Here is an 18761-nt window from a genome sequence, read left to right on the forward strand (position 1 = left end):
ATGAGAAAGCTCGCACCCGCCCTCATTCTCATCATCGCGGTGGCGCTCACCGCTGGATGCCGCGACTCCCGGCACATCCCCATGGTCAACGGCAGACCGCAGGTCACGATCATGGTTGGCGGCCTGGAGAAGATCATCTACCTGCCGGCGATGCTCACCCAGCGGCTGGGCCATTTCAGCAACAACGACATCGACGTGACGCTGCTCAGTGAGCAGTCCGGAGCCACCGCGGAGACCGCGCTGCTCACCGGCGATGTGCAGGCGGTCGTGGGGTTCTACGACCACACCATCGACCTGCAGGCCAAGGAACAGTGCATTACCTCGGTAGTTCAGATGGCGGACGTTCCGGGTGAGGTGGAGCTGGTGTCGGCCCGAGACACCGCAACCATCGCCTCTCCTGCCGACTTTCGTGGCAAGAACCTCGGAGTCACCTCACTGGGGTCCTCCACCGATTTCCTGACACAGGCCCTGGCCGGGCAGGCCGGACTGAACACGGCCGACTACAACCGTGTGAAGGTCGGCGCCGGCCAAACCTTCATCGCCGGAATGAATCACGACGGAATCGATGCGGGCATGACCACCGATCCGACGGTGGCGCAGATGGTGAATTCGGGTGAGGCCAAGGTCCTCGTCGACCTGCGCACTGAATCCGGAACGCGCCAGGCACTGGGCGGGCTGTACCCGTCCACCTCGCTCTACATGCGGTGCGACACCGTGCAGGCGCATCCCGACATCGTGCAAAAGCTGGTCACGTCATTCATCCAGACGCTGCGGTGGATCAAGCTGCATTCGCCCGCACAGATCGCGGACAAGATGCCACCTCAATACGCGGGTGCAAACAAAGATCTGTACCTGCAGTCAATCGCCGATTCCATCGGCATGTTCAACGGCGACGGAATCATGAAATCCGATGGCGCACAGAACGCATTGCGCATCCTCGGCATCTACTCGAAGAATGTGGCACCCGTGAAACAACGGATCGACATCAATGCGACGTACACGACGGAGTTCGCACAGGCCGCGCAGCGGGATTGAGGCTACATATCCAAACCGATGTCGAGCACCCTGGCGGAATGCGTCAGCGCGCCGACCGCCAGGTAGTCGACACCCGTCTTCGCGTACGCCGCAGCCGTTTCGAGCGCAAGCCCCCCTGAGGCCTCCAGCTTGAGCTGCGGAGCGCGAGCATCGCGACGCTGCACGGCCACCTGGGCCTGCCACACGGGGAAGTTGTCGAGAAGCACCAGCTCCGCGCCCTCGGCTATGACCTCGTCGAGCTGTTCGAGTGAGTCGACCTCGACCTCGCACTCGATGTTTGGCGCTACCGCGCGGACCGCGCGCAGCGCGGCCACCACCGAGCCGGCGGCCACCACGTGATTGTCCTTGATCAGTGCGGCATCGCCGAGGCCAAGGCGGTGGTTCACGCCACCTCCCGCACGAACGGCATACTTCTGCAGGAGTCGCAGTCCCGGAAGGGTTTTGCGGGTGTCGCGGATCTGCGCGTGAGTACCATCGACCGCGTCCACCCACGCGGCAGTCGTGGTCGCGATACCGGAGAGATGACATACCAGGTTCAGCATGGTGCGCTCGGCGGTCAGCAGATCACGAGTGGGGGCGGTGACCGTAAGCAGCGCCGTTCCGGTACCCACTCGAGCGCCATCGGTGAGACGACTCTGCACGCGGTAATTCCCGGCGCCCACAACCGCATCGAGAACGATGAGAGCGATATCAACTCCGGCGATGACTCCACCGGAACGCGTCACCATCGAGGCGGTGCATTCGGCGTCGGCCGGCACGGTGGCCTGGCTCGTGACATCGGGTCCATAGTGCAGGTCCTCTTCGAGAGCGCGCTGGACCACCGAACGCGCCTCGGCGAGTTCGGTTTCCGTCAGCGTCCCGGTCAACATGGCACCCCAGACGGTAGCGCAACCTCGCATCCGTCGGCGTCCCGGCGCACCGGAAGACTGATGGCGAAATCGGGATCGGTGCCGGGCCAATCAGCGCGGGCATGACAGCCACGGGATTCGGTACGCGCCGAGGCCGCCGCGACCACGGCGGCGGCGGTGAGCGTCAGCGCGGCGTCTTCCACCTCGCGTGGAGTCGACGTCGGTACCGCAGCGCACGACCGCAACTCGTCATCAAGCGTTGTGAGCCCATCGGCGTCACGCAGTACAGACGCCCAACGGCTCATCGCCGCCTGCAGCCGTCGACGGTCGAGACGCGGTTGTGCATGGTGATGCTCGCCGGCAACGGCCGACCGATCGGCCACCTTCGCGGCGGCCTCCCCCGCACGCCTGCCCACCACGAGGCCCTCCAATAGGCTATTGGAGGCCAGCCGGTTTGCCCCGTGCATCCCGGTACGCGCGACCTCACCCGCGGCGAACAAACCTACGACCTCCGTCTGGCCGTAGGGATCGGTGACGACACCGCCACAGCTGTAGTGCGCCCCCGGTACTACCGGGATGAGCTGAGCCGTCGGATCGATACCCGCCGCCAGGCACGCGGCTGTGATGGTGGGAAATCTGCGCGCGAAGTTGTCGATCGTACGCGCGTCGAGATAAACGCACTGATCTCCGGTCTCGCGCAGCCTGCGGGCGATCGCCCCGGCCACCACATCGCGTGGGGCCAGATCGCCCATGGGGTGGACCCCGGACGTCACCGAATCCCCGCGCGCATCAACAAGAATGGCTCCCTCGCCGCGGACCGCCTCACTGATGAGCGGCCGGCATCCGGTGGCCCGCGGAGCATGCAGCATGGTCGGATGAAACTGGATGAACTCGATATCTGCCACCGGCACACCCGCACGCAAGGCCAGTGCCATCCCGTCTCCGGTTGATCCCTCTGGATTGGTGGTGGCCGAATACAGATGTCCGAGGCCACCGGTAGCAAGAACCACCGCCCCAGTACGGATCACGCCCAAGCCGTCACCGTTTCCGACGACCACACCACCCACGCCATCCGGCCCGATGAGGACGTCGTGCACCACATGGCTGCGCCGGATGTCGAGCATTGCCGCGGCGTGATCGAGCGCCCGCTGCACTTCCGCACCGGTGGCATCGCCGCCCGCGTGGATGATCCGGCGGGTGCTGTGCCCGCCTTCGCGTGTCAATGCCCATTGTCCGGAACGTGTTTCGTCGAATCGGGCACCGTCGGCCACCAGATCGCGCACCGCGCGGTAACCGTCCGACACGATCGACTGCACCGCATCGACATCGCACAGACCGCCGCCGGCGATCAGGGTGTCACGGACATGCGCCTGGACCGAATCGTCGGTGTCGGGCAGCACAACCGCGATACCGCCCTGGGCGAAATGCGTGGCAGTAGCACCGATCTTGCTGAGTACCACGACCTTTCGGCCGTGGCGGTGTGCCGCGAGCGCAGCCGCCAATCCGGCTACACCCGCACCGACGACAACCACATCTGCATCAGCACTCCAGGTGGTTCCCGCCGGCAGTGTCATTCTCCGCCGCCGGGCTGTCCGATCTCGATCATCCGCTGCACACTTCGCCGCGCCAGCCGCGCGGTTTCCAGGTCCACATGCACTTCATCGCGGCCCTCCACGAGGCAGCGCAACATCGCCGCAGGGGTAATCATCTTCATGTATGTGCACGAGGCCCGGTCGTTGACCGCCAGGAAATTCACGTCGGGTGCCGCCTTACGCAGCTGGTGCAGCATGCCGACCTCGGTGGCCACCAGGACCTCCCGTGCGCGCGTTTCGCGGGCCGCGTCGAGCATTCCGCCTGTCGAGAGGATTTTCACCCGGTCGTCGGGTACGGCCCCCTCACCGGCGAGGTACAGCGCCGATGTCGCGCAACCGCATTCGGGGTGCACGAACAGCTCGGCATCCGGGTGCGCACGTGCCTGCCCGGCAAGTTCCTCACCGTTGATTCCGGCGTGCACGTGGCACTCACCGGCCCAGATCTGCAAGTTCTGACGGCCCGTCACCCGCTTGACATGTGCACCGAGGAACTGGTCCGGGCAAAACAGCACCTCGCGGTCCGGGTCGATCGACGCAACGACCTCGACGGCGTTCGAAGAGGTGCAGCAGATATCGGTGAGCGCCTTCACAGCCGCGGTGGTGTTGACGTACGAGACCACTACGGCGTCGGGAAATTCGGCCTTCCATTCCCGCAGATCGTCGGCGGTGATGGAGTCGGCCAGCGAGCACCCGGCGCGCTGATCAGGAATGAGCACCGTCTTGTCCGGGCTGAGAATCTTGGCCGTCTCGGCCATGAAGTGAACACCGCAGAACACGATGGTGTCCTCGGGCGCCTCGGCGGCGATGCGGGAGAGCGCCAGCGAGTCGCCGACATGGTCCGCCACGTCCTGGATCGCCGGAAGCTGATAGTTATGCGCGAGCAGTGTGGCGCCGCGCTGCTTGGCCAGCCGGCGTACCTGCTCGGCCCAGCGGGCATCGCCCTCCACGCCGGTGTATCCACCGGGGCCGTCGATCACGCCGTCAAGTACTACGTCAGCTGCCGTCATGGCCGCCTCCTCGCGCCCTCGGGTCTCGGCCGGCCTTCGGGCTGCGTTTGGCCAACCGAGGTTTTCGACTTATGATCGAAAACATGGTCCATACTAGCACCGAGCACGAGGTGTTAGCCGTGGTGTTCCAAGTACGTCACTTCAGCGACACCGCAACCAGCGCAGACGGTCCTGCGTCCACACCCGAACTCGCCGTGCTGCTGTGGCAGCGCGCACTCGAGCCACACCGTGGCGCCTGGGCGCTCCCTGGCGGCCAGGTCCGCGCCGATGAGGACCTCCCCTCTTCTATCCGCCGACAGCTTGCCGAAAAGGTCGACGTGCGTGAGCTGGCACACCTCGAACAGCTGGCCGTGTTTTCTGCACCGAGGCGTGTTCCCGGTCCGCGCACCATCGCCTCGACGTTCCTCGGGCTCGTCCCCTTCCCCGCCACCCCCGAGCTTCCCGCCGATACCCAGTGGCACCGCGTGAGCAACCTGCCCGCGATGGCCTTCGACCACCACGTGATGGTCGCGCACGCGCACACCCGCCTGGTAGCCAAAATGTCCTACACGAACATCGGATTCGCCTTGGCTCCACAGCAATTCACGCTCTCAACACTCCGTGACATCTACTGCGCGACTTTGGGATATCCCGTCGATGCCACCAACCTGCAACGCGTGCTGGTGCGGCGTGGAGTGCTCACGCCGACCGGAACCACCGTGCGATCCGGCCGCAGCGGTGGCCGTCCCGCGGCGCTCTACCGATTCACCGATGACCGCTATCGGGTCACCGATGAGTTTGCTGCGCTACGCCCGCCCGGCTGACAGGACTAGCTTCTTAGAGTCTCCTTAGGGTATGAATGCCGGGGACCTTCGAAGGGAGCGCAGGCATGGCACCCCACGACCTGGCGATATCCGATGACGTCAAGTGGATCGGCGAACCGACTCATCAGGGCATAGAGCGCGGCGCTCGCCCGCTGCTGCCCACCGAGGATCCCTTTTACCTCCCGCCTCTCGGATTCGAACACGCCACACCGGGCACCGTGCTGCGCACCCGAGATGTCGACATGGCGTTCCTGGGCGTGATCCCCCAGCGATTTACCGCGACGCAGCTGCTGTACCGCAGCAACGACCTCAATCGGCGCGCCGATGCCGCGGTCACCACGGTGCTCACTCCCGTCGGCACCGACCCAGCGGCAACCGTCCCCATCGTGTCGTACCAATGCGCCATCGACGCCGTCACGGACCGCTGCTTTCCCTCCTACGCCCTACGCCGGGGCGCACACGCGCTCGGGTCCTTCGCGCAGTTCGAACTGCTCCTGATCGCGGCGCTCCTTGCCCGGGGCTGGGCGGTGTCCATACCCGACCACGAAGGCGTCGACGGGATCTGGGGAGCCCCGGAGGAGCCCGGATATCGGACCCTCGATGGACTTCGGGCGGCCCTGAACTGCGACAGGCTGGGGCTGTCCCGGCGCGCACCCATCGGACTGTGGGGTTACTCCGGCGGAGGCCTCGCCACTGCCTGGACGGCGGAGGTCAGTGCGGACTATGCACCCGAACTCACCATCGCCGGCGCGGTGCTCGGGTCCCCCGTAGGCGACCTGGGGCACACCTTCCGGCGACTCAACGGCGGGCTGTTCGCAGCCCTACCCGGCCTCGTCGTCGCCGCCCTGTCGCATGTGTACCCCGGCCTGGAGCGCGTGATCGAGGAACACGCGACACCCCAGGGCAAAGAATTCCTCGGGCGGCTCGAAGACATGCCGACCTTGCGGGCCATCGTCGCCATGGCCTTCAAGGACATGGATGATCTGGTGGACCAGCCGCTGGACCAGCTCCTCGAGACACCCGAGGTGCAACATGTTTTCGACAGCATCAAACTCGGTAAGACGGTCCCCACCCCGCCCGTCCTCATCGTGCAGGCCGTGCACGACCAGATCATTTCGACCTCATGCATCGACGAACTGGCCGATACCTACCGTGCCGGTGGCGCCCACGTCACTTATCACCGCGATCTGCTCAACGAGCACCTGCTGCTGCACCCCATGTCCGCACCCATGTCGATAGCGTGGCTGGGCGCACGGTTCAGCGGTGAGGCACTGCCGACGGTGCCGCGCCGTACGAGCTGGCCGCTGGCGTTCAAGCCCTCGACCTACGTCGGTCTACTGAAGCTCGGCTGGGTGAGCGCCAAGGTTATGGGCGGACGTCCTCTTTAAAAGCCGCTCAGCTGTTCAGTGCGGCAAGGGCGGCGTCCACCGCTGCCCTCTTGACCTGTCTGTGCGCCCGGTCCGCGTATTCGATGGTGCAGTCCGATAAGCCGCCGACCGCCACGGTCGCCCGGATCATCTGCCCCCCCGACGGTTTCGGGCCCGCGAGCAATGCGATCAGCTTGCGCCGCCATTCGATCATCCATTCGCCCAGTTCGAACTGCCCCATGGTGGCCAGATCACGCACGATGATGCCCATGACAACGCGGTGCGACCACAACACGTCGAAGTAGTCCTCGAGTAGTTGGCGTGGGTCCCGCGCGCCGCTGGTGGCCAGGAATGCCTCCAGATCGTCCGCCATCGGCTGCACGATGCTGCGCACCAGGTCATCTCGCGACGAAAAGTGATAGTAAAGAGCGGGTTTGGTGATTGCCAGCTGGGCCGCGATGTCCTGCAGGCTGGTGTTGCGCAGCCCATGCTCGGCGAACAGCTCGCGCGCGACGGCCTGGATGCGCTCCCTGGTGTTCGTTGCGCCGGGCGCCTCGGGGACCATCAGCCGATAATAGCCCCTGACTTTCCGGTCGGTAAGCAGTATGCTCGATCTACTTACCGATCGTTAAGTAAGGAGATGGTATGCGAGTGCTCGTTTCGGGAGCCAGCGTCGCGGGCCCCACACTGGCCTATTGGCTTGCGCGCTATGGATTTGACGTCACAGTGGTCGAACGCTCGCCGGCTCCACGTAAATCGGGGGGGCATGCCGTTGACCTGTTCAAGCCCGCGATGGACATCGTCGAGAAGATGGGCGTTCTCGACCGGATCGAGGCGCACAAGGTGAGCACCGACGTCCTCTCGATCCACCGCGAGGGCAAGCCTGGTCTGGTGGACCTCGCCGAGGCGCTGATCTTCTCGGCCGTGTCACAGCGCCACGTCGAGATCATGCGTGACGATCTCAGCGAGATCCTCTACGACGCCAGCGCCCCCACCGCGGAGTACATCTTCGGAGACTCGATCACGACGCTCACTGAAGACGACACCGCGGTGCACGTCACCTTCGAGCAGGGCCCGGAGCACCAGTTCGACCTCGTCATCGGCGCCGACGGATTGCACTCGAATGTTCGTGGTCTGGTGTTCGGTCCCGAGTCCGGCTATTCGCATTGGCTGGGCGAGTACCTCGCCGTCGCATCGATACCCAACTACCTCGATCTGACCGACCGCGCGCTCATGTTCCCCAGAGTCGACCGCATGGCCGGTATATACAGCGCCGCGCAGCTCCCGGATGCGCGGGCGTTCTTCCTTTTTCGTCCCCCGGAGCGACTTGACTACCACCACCGGGACATCCCGCGGCAAAAGGAACTCTTGCGCGATGCCTACGCCGACTTCGGCTGGGAGGTCCCCCGCATGCTCGCCGAGGTCGACGCGACCAACGCCTTCTACATGGACTCCATCACCCAGCTGCGGATGAACACCTGGTCGAAGGGCCGGATAACACTCGTCGGCGACGCGGGATACTGTCCCGGCCCGGCCGTGGGCGGAAGCACCAGCCTTGCGGTGGTTGGGGCATACGTGCTTGCCGGGGAAATCGCGACCGCCGCAGGTGATCACACCCGCGCCTACCCGGCCTGCGAGGCGGCCCTGGGCGAGTACGTGCGCCGCAGCCGTCAACTGGCTCTCACCGCATCGGACACCCTGGTGCCCAAGAGTCGTGTCGGCCTATGGACTCTTGTTCACGGCGCACGAATCCTCGGTCATTTGCCGTCACCACTGGCACACCTTGCCTCGCGGCTGGTCGCGGCACGCGCACTGAATATCCACGACACCTTCGCCATCCGCGACTACCAGGGACTCGTCCGCCCCTAGCACATTAGCCAGGTTCCGGATCGAAAAGCGCCAGAACATCATTGGAGACGGCGGTTGCCGTGTTGCTGGACGACACCGCCTCGGCAGAGTGGCCCGGTCACGCGTGAGCACCCCGTACGCTGACGTCCGGGTCGCTTCGAATCGACAGAGGAGTGAGATGGACCGGACCGCCAATCCCTTGTTCAAGGCGGGTATGGCCGCTATCACCGCGACGGCCTTGATCGTCGCACCGACGGTGGTTCCGCGCACGCCGCAAGCCATTTCATTGCCCGATATCCGATCCGCCCCAGTTCGTCTGAGCTCGTTCGCATTCACGCCGCAGGCCAACAAGGCCCCGCTGAGCACATTGGCCGCATTCAAGTTCCCGCTGCCGTCGACCGCCGCCGGGGCGTCCAGCGTGCCGATCAGCGCTGTTTCATTCGCGCCGAGCACCGATCCCGGCCTCTCGGTGCAGCCGCGCGCGGCAGCCGTCCAGCCTCTCGCGCCCTCCGCCGCACCGTCTCGGTCCAGTGCTCCCGCCGCGGCGGGAGCGGGTCCGGCCGTCGCGAACTCCATCACCAACGGCATCGACCAGGCCTACCAGTTCATCCAGTATTGGGTGGATTACGGCGTGGACCTCGCGCAGTGGGGCGCCGGGTTTGTTCCTGTCATCGGCGGACTTGTCAGCGCGCAGATCGGCATCGTCTACGACAACCTCATTCGGCCCATCGCCAACAGCTTTGTCTATAACCTCGTCGACCCGATCATCAACGACCCCAGCTTCTCCAACATCGTCAATTCGTTCGGGCGATTCGGTGGTGACATTGTCAACTCCGTTATCAATTTCGCATGGGCAGAGGCACGCTATTTCCTACCGCCGTTGCCGCCCCTTCCCGGTGTGGCCCTGCAAGCGACAGCGGATGACGTCGGTACGTCCCCCACCTCCGTGCACGAGGCATTGGCACCCTTCACCAAGGCGTTCAAGGATGCAGAGGCACATTTCGCGGAGGCACTGGGTCTGAAGAAGATCGATCAGAAGCTGACAAGCCTCGAAAAGACCGGCACCGCAGATGAAACCACTGGTGATGCCGCGAAGGACACCGTCAAGGGCCCTGCTGTCGATACCAAGGACGTACAGGGCCCTAAGGAAGCTGCCGAGAGCACGACGCCCGCCAGGGACAAGGCCGTTGCCGTCGTCGACAAGGAAAAGAAGTCGGACGAGAAGTCCACGTCCGAGAACAAGGAGACCGCGGCGAAAGGCACCAAGGAGTCTCCCAAAGATGCCGCATCCACCGGTGCGGTGACCGACACGCAGGGGGCTTCTGGCGAAGCACCCCAGGAGACCAAGCAGGCGAAAGACACCGAGAGCCCCAAGGATTCGGTGAAGGAAGACAAGTCGCCCACTCCCGCGGTGACCAAGGATCAGTCAGACAAGCCGGTCAAGCCGAAGGTTCCCGCGGCCAGCACGACCGAACACGGCACCGTCAGCGCGCAAGGCACCGTCCGCGGTCCCATCTCGCAGTCGACCACCGGGCAGACCGGGGCGTCCACGTCAGGTTCCAAGACCCCGGGCGGCAAGACATCAGATACCACGTCGGCAGACACCAAGACCATCGACACCAGGACAAAGGCTTCTGAGACCAAGGGCCCGGAGACGAAGACCTCCGACACGAAGCCATCCGAATCCAAGAGTTCCGGATCCAAATCGCCGAGCACCTCCGCGACACACGACTCGGGGAGCAAGTCCTCGGGATCCGCGAGCGGCTCCTCCACGTCCGGTGGTGGCAGTTCGAAATCGGGCGGCGGCAGCCACGATTAGGCGTCGCGCGTCTCGCCACTGTTGACGGCGGTCGGCGAGAAGTGTTGGAGCAAGAAGTCATTCAGGCGACGGGTGGGCGCCGCGCGGGTGGTGGTGCCCCACGCCAGGGCAATGGAACGGTGGCGGCCTCGGCCTGCGAGCGGAATTTCACAGATACCGGGCGGGGTGCGGTCGTCATGAGGCAGCAGTGCAATGCCGAGGCCGCGGCTGATGAGTTCACGGATCGTGCCGAACTCGGTGACTTCGATGGCGATGTTTGGGGTGTATCCGGCTTCGCGACACCATGTTTCGGTGAGTTGCCGGAGGTTGTAGCTGGGCGGGTTGGCGATGAACGTCTCGCCGGCCAGCTCGTCTAGACGTAGTTCGGCCGCCGCGGCGAGCCGGTGGGCCGCGGGTACCGCCACCTGAATCTGTTGAATACCGATCGGGGTGTGGTGCAGACGCTCTGGTGCGGGAATCACGACGGCAAGGTCGAGATGCCCTGTCATCAACTCTGCGCCGAGTTGTGTTCCGTGCGCCTGCTTGAGGAGTACCCGGATGCCCGGGTACCGATGCCGGAAGGCGGCGAGCAGATCTGGGATATGACCCGATCCCATGGTGAGCGGGAATCCGAAACGCACCGTGCCGTGCTCTGGGTCTGCGTCTCCGGTGAGCTCGGCGAGAGTGCGGTCGAGCTCCGCGAGGGGTTCACGCGCGCGGGCGGCGAGACGGCGCGCCTCAGGAGTCAGCCGCACCGTCCTACCGTCGTGGATGAGCAGCGGCACGCCCAGAGCGGTCTGCAACGCGTGGATCCGTCGACTCATCGATGACTGCGGAATGTCCAGCGCGAGGGCGGCCTGCGTCATGTGTCCGTCATGGGCGGACAGCTCTACCAGGGCCCGCAGCTGGGGTGCCAGCTGGGATGTCCATTGATCCATTATCGGATGCTACTCCCCCAATCATTCATTGGACGGAATGAATACCGGCGGCGGATGGTGGACGGTATGACCAGATTGCCACGCACGCCCGGCGCATCCCATGGCGATGCCGACATGGTGCTGATCGGCGGCGGCATCATGTCCACGACCTTGGGCTCGATGCTCTCGGTTCTAGAGCCCAAGTGGCGAATTGTGTTGCTGGAGAGGGCCGATGCGCTCGCCGTCGAGAGCAGCGGTGCCTGGAACAACGCCGGTACCGGGCACACCGGATTCTGCGAGCTCAACTACATGCCAGACCCCGGGGACGCCGCGAAATCTGCGGCGATAGCTCGCCAGTTCCACCTGAGCCGTCAGTGGTGGTCCTACCTCGCCGACAACGGGCTGCTGCAACCCGATGCATTCATTCACCCCGCGGCGCACATGGACGTGGTATTCGGTCAGCGTGATGTCGACTACCTACGCCGTCGATACGCAACGCTGTCCGCAGAGCCGATGTTCACCGGAATGCAGTTCACCGATGCCCCCGGCACCATCGGGCGCTGGGCACCGCTGGTGATGCGCGGCCGCACACCCGGTGAGCCTGTTGCCGCCACCCTGCACCCCGACGGAACCGATATCGATTTCGGCGCCCTCACTGGCGCGCTGACGCGCATCGTCACCGATCGCGGTGGCCAGGTCCGCCTCGCCCATGAGGTGCGCACGCTCCATCGATCCAGCGACGGATCATGGGCAGTAAGCGGGACACATCCCCATGGCCACTTCACCATACGAGCACGCAGCGTGTTCGTCGGTGCCGGCGGGCACGCATTGCGGCTCCTGCAACGCGCGCACCTTCCCGAGGTGCGTGGTTACGCAGTCCTACCCGTAGGCGCAGCCTTCCTGCGGTGCGGGGATCCCGCCGTGGCCGATCAGCACACCACCAAGGTGTACGGGCAAGCTCCCCGGGGCGCCCCACCGATGTCGGTACCGCACCTGGACAAACGCGTGGTTCACGGTCGGCCGTACCTCATGTTCGGACCGTATGCGACCTTCAGCACCAAGCTGCTCAAACATGGCCGGTGGCTCGATTTTTTCACCACAGTGCGGTGGCATAACCTACACGTGATCGCGGCCGCGCTCATCCAAAACCTCGCACTGATCCGATACCTGGTCGCACAGGCGGTAGCCGGTCCGCGACAACGATTTTCGCAGCTGCGCCGGTACTATCCCGCCGCTGAGCCCGGCGATTGGGAACTGGTCCCCGCGGGTCAACGGGCGCAACTCATCACACCCGATCGCCGACGCGTGGGCGTGCTTCAGCAAGGCACCGAGCTCGTGGTCAGCGCCGACCGGACCATCGCGGGACTACTCGGTGCCTCTCCGGGTGCGTCCACCGCGGTCCCGATCATGCTCGACGCCCTTCAACGCTGCTTTCCCGAGCAATGGCGCACCTCATGGCAGAGGACCATGATCGGCGCGATTCCCGGTGCCGGGGAGCTCATCTGGGATGCGGCGACGGTCACCAGCTCCGTGCGGGTCACCGCGCGCTCGCTGGGTCTCGATGAAGCTAGGCCGTCGAACTAGCACCTTCGACGGGCGGGACGGTCATGGGTGCGCGGTACATGGGGACCTTGGCCGACGGCCAGGCATCGAGATCGTCACGGGCACAGGCCACTACACAGAACATGTAGGTGACCGCCGCTAGACATGGTGCCAGCGCGAGCGTGACCGCGATCTGAGCCGGCGTGTGACCGTAGAACACCGCGGGCGCCTCGACGACATACTTGATGCGATGCCCTTCATCGAGCTGAGCACCCGCGATATCCAGTACGCCATAACGCAACCTGACCAGTGCGGCGCCGACAGCCGCGGCCACGGCCGCGCACGCCAGGGCACCTAGGGTGAGCGCGCCCATCATCATCGGGCCGCGGTGCGCCCGCCATTGCCAGACCGCGGCGGACACGATCACCGCGACCACCGTCGCCATTCCCATCAGCATGGTGGTGGCGATGAAGTAGTTGTCGGCCTCATTGCCCAGGTGAACGAATACCCGGCCGTTATCGCGCGTATCAGCGATGGCTCCATGCACACCCGGTGCGATGACGCTCCACAACGCTCCCACCAACGCCCCGGCGGCGGCGAGCCCACCGAACACGATCGCGGCCGCGCGAAGATGCGAAAAACGCGGGGGTGCAACCTGATCCACGGTGCTTGAAGCGACAGTTATGGGCGCCAATGGCTCTTCGCTGGCACTCATCGGCACCAATGGCTCTTCGCTGGCGCTCATCGCTGCTCGAGCTGCGTGGAGTCCGCCTCGCCGTGTCGCGAGCATTTCGCGCGCCAGCCGTCCGGACGCACCTGCACGATCATCCGCCGCCCGCAGGCCGCACAGAACCGCGGTGGCTCCAAGCCCAGCTGTGCCGCTGTGGGCACAAACAGTCCCGTCGACCCGTCCATTGATTCGCCGGTGTACACGTTGTACTTACCGGCGGCTACCGGTTCTGTACCCATCACGTACAGGCTATTGCTCACAGGCTGCTGTTGAGTGCCTTGATCGGCATCTGCAGATCGACGAGCAGTTCCAGGTCCGCCTCGGCCGGACGGCCCAGTGTCGTCAGATAGTTGCCCACGATGACGGCATTGATACCGCCCAGAATGCCCTGCTTGGCGCCCAGATCACCCAGGGTGATCTCACGCCCGCCGGCGAAACGCAGCATGGTGCGCGGCAGCGCGAGACGGAATGCGGCGACGGCACGCAGCGCGTCCGAGGCGGGGAGCACCTCCAGGTCGCCGAAGGGTGTCCCGGGGCGCGGGTTCAGGAAGTTCAGCGGAACCTCATCGGGTTCCAGTTCGGCCAGGTTCGCGGCGAATTCGGCGCGCTGCTCCAGTGTCTCGCCCATACCGAGGATGCCGCCGCAGCAGACCTCCATGCCCGCTTCGCGAACCATCCTGAGGGTGTCCCATCGCTCCTCCCAGCTGTGGGTGGTGACCACATTCGGGAAGTGCGACTTGGCAGTTTCGAGGTTGTGGTTGTAGCGGTGCACGCCCATCGCCGAGAGTCGGTCGACCTGCTCCTGGGTCAGCATGCCCAGCGAGCAGGCGATCTGAATGTCGACCTCATTGCGGATGGCCTCGATACCGGCCGCGACCTGAGCAAGCAGCCGCTCGTCGGGGCCGCGAACGGCCGCCACGATGCAGAACTCGGTGGCGCCGGACTTCGCGGTCTGTTTGGCGGCCTCGACCAGGCTGGGGATATCGAGCCAGGCGCTGCGCACGGGGGAAGCGAACAGTCCGGACTGTGAACAGAAATGGCAGTCCTCGGGGCAGCCACCGGTCTTGAGACTGATGATGCCCTCGACCTCGACCTCGGGGCCGCACCACTGCATCCGCACCTCGTGCGCGAGTGCCAGCAGCTCTTCGAGGCGGTCGTCAGGGAGCTGAAGTACCCGCAGCACCTGATCCTGAGTCAGGCCCACCCCTTGCTCGAGCACCTGCTCGCGGGCAATGGCCAGTACGTCGCGATCCGTGTCGCCCGCCGTGGTTGCTTCGGCTGCCTGAGTCACGCAGCGCTCCTCACAGTGTCTTGTCTTTGTGTCTTGTGTCTGACGGTCCCAATCCTGAACGGTGTTCAGGTTAGAGTATTGCCATCACCGAGCCAAACAAGGGGCGTGCCGCCCCGCTCAACCGACACGACCTGGTGCGCCGGGCCACCGCGATTCTGGACGACTACGGGATCGCGGATCTCACGATGCGCCGGCTCGCCCGCGAGCTCGATATCGCACCGAGCGCCCTGTACTGGCACTTCGCGAACAAGCAGCAGCTACTCGGCGCCGTCTCCGATCACGTGCTGGCGCCGCTGGCCGAAACCGATTGTCGTGATGTGCCCTGGCAGCAGCGTGTCGATTTCCTGTGCTCGGCGCTGCGCGACGCACTGCTATCCCACAAGGACGGTGCGGAACTGGTGTCGGCGAGCTTCGCCTCGGGACAAACCTCGCACATGATCACGGTGCTCGATCGCCTGGCCGAGGCCGCTGTCACCTCGGGACTAGGTGCGGTACCTGCCGCGCTGGCCGCCCGCAGCATCGTCTACTACGTATTGGGATATGTCGCGGACGAACAGTCGCGGCTGCAGTGGGACTCCGCCGGTGCGCTGGAAGAGGGCCAATCACTCCTCGCCGACGGCGCGGCGCTGACCGATCCCACCGCTCAGTTCGGCTTCGGCGTGCGTCTCCTGGTGGACGGCATCGACCAGTTGGCCCGTCAGTCCAGCCCGATCAGCTAGCGGCCACCAACTCGGCCACCCACTGCGGGTCGAAGAGCGCCACGCTCATCTCGGCGAACACCGCGGGCATCAGCCGCGGCGCCCCCTCGGGAATCACCGCGCGCACCGGCGTCTGGAACTGATTCGCGAGTTCCTCACGGTTGAGTCGTTGCGGCAGGTCCGGCTCTGCCGGGAAGCTCCCCACCACCAGGCCGGCACAGGGAACCGACTGCGCGGCAAGGGCTTCCAGTGTGAGGGCGGTGTGATTCAGGGTGCCCAGGTTGGCGGTCGTCACCACCAGAACCGGCGCGTCGAGAACAATCGCCAGGTCACGCAGAGTCTTGCCCCCCGCGGCCAGCTCGACCAGGAGGCCACCCGCACCCTCAACGAGTGTCAACGCCCCGGGGCGGTCGAGGGCGAAAATCGCCGTGGCCATCTGTACGTGGTCGAGCAAGGCCAGACCGGCCCGCGACGCCGCCGCCACGGGAGCCAGCGGTTCGGGATAGCGGACCAAGGTCTCGATATGCGTCACTCCGGACAGGCGGGCAACCTCATCGGCGTCACGGTCCTCACCGGTCTGCACCGGTTTGCATACCGTCACCTCGATGCCCTGGCTCGCCGCGGCCGCTGCGAGCGCCGCCGTCGCCACCGTCTTTCCCACCCCGGTCGATGTTCCGGTGACCAGGAGCACCGTCACCGGCGGGCCAGCGCCAATACTCCGGCGAGCACCTCACGCACGCGATCCATATCGGCGCCGGTGAGCGAGGCCCGGGCCGTCAGGCGCAGCAATGACTGCCCCTCGGGGACCGACGGCGGGCGGAAACAGCCCACCCGCACCCCATGGTCCAGGCATGCCTTGGCTGCGTTGAACGCGATCGTCGGGTCACCGAGTACCACCGGCACCACCGCGGACTCGGGCGTGTCCGCCAAACCGCACCACTGGCCCAGCGTTGCCGCGTGGTCGAGCACTGCGCGGACCCGTTCCGGTTCGTCGGCCATGAGCCGCAGCGCCGCCAACGCCGACCCGACCGCTGCCGGAGCGAGCCCGGTGTCGAAGATGAACGGGCGAGCGGCATCGATGAGGTGTGCCCGGACCGCCTCTGACCCCAGCACCGCCCCACCCTGGCTGCCCAGAGCCTTGGACAGCGTGACGGTGACGACGAGATCGTCGAAGCCGGCGAGACCGACTTCGGAGACCAGACCGCGCCCACCGACCCCGCGCACGCCGAGTCCGTGTGCCTCGTCGACAAGCAACACCGCTCCATGACTACGGCAGACCCGGTGCAGCTCGGTCAGCGGCGCGAGCGCACCATCGGCGCTGAACACCGCGTCGGTGAGAACCAATGCGCGTTCTTCGGGACGCTGCGCCAGGGCCGCCGCCACCGCCTGGGTGTCGCGATACGGAGTCACGACCACCCGTGCCCGCGACAGGCGGCACGCGTCGATCAGCGAGGCATGGGTGCGCGCATCGGAGACGATGAGCGTTCCGGGACCGGAAAGCGCGACGACCGCTCCGAGATTGGCGGTGTAGCCCGAGGAGAACACCAGCGCCGAGGGCGCGCCCATAAAGGTCGCCAGCTCGCGCTCCAGCTCTTCATGCAGCTCGGTATTGCCGGTGACCAGGCGTGAACCGGTGGATCCGGCACCCCACATCCGCAGCGCCTCGACGCCGGCCTCGATGACCTGCGGATGGCACGCGAGGCCCAGATAGTCGTTGGACGCCAGATCGATCTCGGGCTCGGCGGCGCTGCGGGTACGAAGCCGGCGGCGCAGTCCGGCGGCCTCCCGTTGACGCTCGACCTCACCCAACCAGGCAAGCGGTGATGATGCCTCGCCCACCGGCGCCTCCTCTCCTGAACGGTGTTCAGGTTAGCGCACCGCCGATGTGGCTCCTACCGCCGTCGCCGCGCTCACCATCGCCCGCGTGATTCGGTGGATCTCATCCTGATCGCAGATGTACGGCGGCATGGTGTAAATCAAGGTCCGGAAGGGGCGCAGCCATACGCCTTCGTCCAATGCCGCGTTGGTAGCGACGCGCATACCGTCCGCGCCCAACGGGTGGTCCATGTCGATGACGCCAATGGCACCACACACGCGCACGTCGGCAACCCCGTCGAGGTCTGCGGCGGGTGCCAGGCCCGCGCGTAATCCCCCGGATATCTCCGCGATCCGTGACTTCCAGTCCCCCGAGAGCAGTAGTTCGATCGAGGCGACCGCCACCGCACACGCCAACGGGTTGGCCATGAAGGTCGGGCCGTGCATGAGTGCGCCCGCTGCGCCGTCGCTGATGGTGCGCGCGATCTTGGCGGTACACAGCGTGGCGGCCAAAGTGAGATAACCGCCGGTCATGGCCTTGCCGACGCACATGATGTCGGGGCTCACCCCGGCATGATCGGCGGCGAACAGCTCACCGGTGCGTCCGAAGCCCGTCGCGATCTCATCGAAGATCAGCAGCACACCGTGCCTGTCACACATGGCGCGCAGCTCTGCCAGATAGCGCGGATTGTGGAACCGCATGCCCCCGGCACCCTGCACCACCGGTTCCACAATGACGGCCGCGAGTTCGGCGGCATGCTCCGACAGCTCTGCCTCGAAACGCTGGGTGTACTCCGCGTCGTACGCGCTGGGGACCCGCTCGGCGAAGACCTGTTTCGCCAGCACATCGGTCCATAACGAGTGCATGCCGCCCTCGGGGTCACACACACTCATCGGGGAGAAGGTGTCCCCGTGATAGCCCCCACGCCAGGTCATCAGTCGATGCTTGGCGGGCAGTCCCAGGCTGCGCCAGTACTGCAGCGCCATCTTGAACGCCACTTCCACCGACACGGACCCGGAGTCGGAGAAGAACACCGTTTCCAGACCGGGCGGGGTCAGCTCCACCAGTAGCTGCGCGAGCCGCGCCGCAGGCTCGTGGGTAAGTCCCCCGAACATGACATGGCTCATCGACGCCACCTGCTCGGTCACCGCGCGATCCAGTTCGGGGTGACCGTGGCCGTGAATGCACGACCACCACGAGCTCATCGCGTCGAGCACCTCCGCGGGACGGCCATCGCGCACCACGGTGATGTTCGGACCACTGGCACCGGTCACCACCAGCGGTCGCTGGGCTGTGTCGGAATCGCCGATGCCGCTATACGGATGCCACACATGCGCGGCATCGACCGCTCCGACCTCATCGGGTGTCAACCTCGGCACAGTCGTCGAGCCTGTCACAGACCCTCGGTACGGAGCCATTCGCCTCACGCGCACACGCCGTTGGCGCGCACCTGCGGAGACTCTCGGCAA

18 protein-coding genes are annotated in these 18761 nt (G+C 65.6%); 7 read left to right on the plus strand and 11 right to left on the minus strand.

Annotated features, from left to right (window positions below):
• A complete protein-coding gene (locus tag DSM43276_RS11870; protein WP_078329998.1) occupies window positions 1-1035 on the plus strand; it encodes an ABC transporter substrate-binding protein in 1035 nt (344 codons plus the stop codon).
• 2 nt (window positions 1036-1037) lie between these two features.
• On the opposite strand, the gene nadC is transcribed toward DSM43276_RS11870, so the two are convergent.
• From nadC to nadA, 3 genes are read right to left on the minus strand one after another with little or no spacing between them, the layout of a single operon-like run.
• Window positions 1038-1904 carry a carboxylating nicotinate-nucleotide diphosphorylase gene (gene nadC / locus DSM43276_RS11875; protein WP_078329924.1) on the minus strand — a complete coding sequence of 289 codons (867 nt, stop codon included), beginning with the start codon at window positions 1902-1904 and terminating at the stop codon, window positions 1038-1040.
• On the minus strand, window positions 1898-3457 hold the full coding sequence (locus DSM43276_RS11880; protein ID WP_078329923.1) for an L-aspartate oxidase: 1560 nt from the start codon (window positions 3455-3457) through the stop codon (window positions 1898-1900). Before DSM43276_RS11880 ends, nadC begins: the two co-directional genes overlap by 7 nt.
• Complete coding sequence (gene nadA / locus DSM43276_RS11885) at window positions 3454-4482, minus strand: quinolinate synthase NadA (protein ID WP_078326995.1); 1029 nt, start codon at window positions 4480-4482, stop codon at window positions 3454-3456. Before nadA ends, DSM43276_RS11880 begins: the two co-directional genes overlap by 4 nt.
• 83 nt (window positions 4483-4565) lie before the next feature.
• On the opposite strand from nadA, the gene DSM43276_RS11890 reads away from it, so the two are divergent.
• On the plus strand, window positions 4566-5285 hold the full coding sequence (locus DSM43276_RS11890; RefSeq protein ID WP_078329997.1) for an NUDIX hydrolase: 720 nt from the start codon (window positions 4566-4568) through the stop codon (window positions 5283-5285).
• A 65-nt stretch (window positions 5286-5350) separates the two neighbouring features.
• A complete protein-coding gene (locus DSM43276_RS11895) occupies window positions 5351-6673 on the plus strand; it encodes a lipase family protein (protein ID WP_078329922.1) in 1323 nt (440 codons plus the stop codon).
• Window positions 6674-6680: 7 nt separating this feature from the next.
• On the opposite strand, the gene DSM43276_RS11900 is transcribed toward DSM43276_RS11895, so the two are convergent.
• Window positions 6681-7217, minus strand: coding sequence for a TetR/AcrR family transcriptional regulator (locus DSM43276_RS11900; protein ID WP_078329921.1), 537 nt, complete (start codon window positions 7215-7217; stop codon window positions 6681-6683).
• An 80-nt stretch (window positions 7218-7297) separates the two neighbouring features.
• Here DSM43276_RS11900 and DSM43276_RS11905 point away from each other — a divergent pair, with 80 nt between their 5' ends.
• Together DSM43276_RS11905 and DSM43276_RS11910 are read left to right on the plus strand one after the other, a co-directional pair.
• On the plus strand, window positions 7298-8521 hold the full coding sequence (locus DSM43276_RS11905; RefSeq protein ID WP_078329920.1) for an FAD-dependent monooxygenase: 1224 nt from the start codon (window positions 7298-7300) through the stop codon (window positions 8519-8521).
• A 157-nt stretch (window positions 8522-8678) separates the two neighbouring features.
• Window positions 8679-10319, plus strand: coding sequence for a hypothetical protein (locus tag DSM43276_RS11910; protein ID WP_078329919.1), 1641 nt, complete (start codon window positions 8679-8681; stop codon window positions 10317-10319).
• On the opposite strand, the gene DSM43276_RS11915 is transcribed toward DSM43276_RS11910, so the two are convergent.
• Window positions 10316-11236: a LysR family transcriptional regulator gene (locus DSM43276_RS11915; RefSeq protein WP_078329918.1), complete on the minus strand. Its 921-nt coding sequence runs from the start codon at window positions 11234-11236 to the stop codon at window positions 10316-10318. The two genes, DSM43276_RS11910 and DSM43276_RS11915, sit on opposite strands and share 4 nt — an antisense overlap.
• A gap of 66 nt (window positions 11237-11302) precedes the next feature.
• Between DSM43276_RS11915 and DSM43276_RS11920 the strand changes: the two genes are divergently transcribed.
• Entirely contained in the window at window positions 11303-12799 is a 1497-nt protein-coding gene (locus tag DSM43276_RS11920) for a malate:quinone oxidoreductase (protein WP_109556131.1), read from the plus strand.
• Here DSM43276_RS11920 and DSM43276_RS11925 read toward each other — a convergent pair.
• From DSM43276_RS11925 to bioB, 3 genes are read right to left on the minus strand one after another with little or no spacing between them, the layout of a single operon-like run.
• On the minus strand, window positions 12783-13502 hold the full coding sequence (locus DSM43276_RS11925; protein WP_078329916.1) for a DUF2567 domain-containing protein: 720 nt from the start codon (window positions 13500-13502) through the stop codon (window positions 12783-12785). The two genes, DSM43276_RS11920 and DSM43276_RS11925, sit on opposite strands and share 17 nt — an antisense overlap.
• The gene (gene bsaP / locus DSM43276_RS11930; protein WP_078327003.1) at window positions 13499-13747 is read right to left on the minus strand and encodes a biotin synthase auxiliary protein BsaP; all 249 of its coding nucleotides are present in this window, start codon (window positions 13745-13747) and stop codon (window positions 13499-13501) included. The genes DSM43276_RS11925 and bsaP overlap by 4 nt, the downstream gene beginning before the upstream one ends.
• Window positions 13744-14778, minus strand: coding sequence for a biotin synthase BioB (bioB, locus tag DSM43276_RS11935; RefSeq protein WP_078329915.1), 1035 nt, complete (start codon window positions 14776-14778; stop codon window positions 13744-13746). The genes bsaP and bioB overlap by 4 nt, the downstream gene beginning before the upstream one ends.
• Window positions 14779-14855: 77 nt before the next feature.
• Between bioB and DSM43276_RS11940 the strand changes: the two genes are divergently transcribed.
• A complete protein-coding gene (locus DSM43276_RS11940) occupies window positions 14856-15497 on the plus strand; it encodes a TetR/AcrR family transcriptional regulator C-terminal domain-containing protein (RefSeq protein ID WP_078329914.1) in 642 nt (213 codons plus the stop codon).
• On the opposite strand, the gene bioD is transcribed toward DSM43276_RS11940, so the two are convergent.
• Genes bioD through DSM43276_RS11955 form a run of 3 tightly spaced genes read right to left on the minus strand, consistent with a single transcriptional unit; the run spans window position 15490 to window position 18662 of the window.
• On the minus strand, window positions 15490-16173 hold the full coding sequence (gene bioD / locus DSM43276_RS11945; RefSeq protein WP_078329913.1) for a dethiobiotin synthase: 684 nt from the start codon (window positions 16171-16173) through the stop codon (window positions 15490-15492). The genes DSM43276_RS11940 and bioD overlap by 8 nt on opposite strands.
• A complete protein-coding gene (locus DSM43276_RS11950) occupies window positions 16170-17315 on the minus strand; it encodes an 8-amino-7-oxononanoate synthase (RefSeq protein WP_078329912.1) in 1146 nt (381 codons plus the stop codon). The genes bioD and DSM43276_RS11950 overlap by 4 nt, the downstream gene beginning before the upstream one ends.
• Before the next feature lie 30 nt (window positions 17316-17345).
• A complete protein-coding gene (locus DSM43276_RS11955; RefSeq protein ID WP_078329996.1) occupies window positions 17346-18662 on the minus strand; it encodes an adenosylmethionine--8-amino-7-oxononanoate transaminase in 1317 nt (438 codons plus the stop codon).
• Between the last annotated feature and the right edge of the window lie 99 nt (window positions 18663-18761).

Origin of the sequence: Mycobacteroides salmoniphilum (assembly GCF_004924335.1) — a bacterium.
GTDB lineage: Bacteria > Actinomycetota > Actinomycetes > Mycobacteriales > Mycobacteriaceae > Mycobacterium > Mycobacterium salmoniphilum.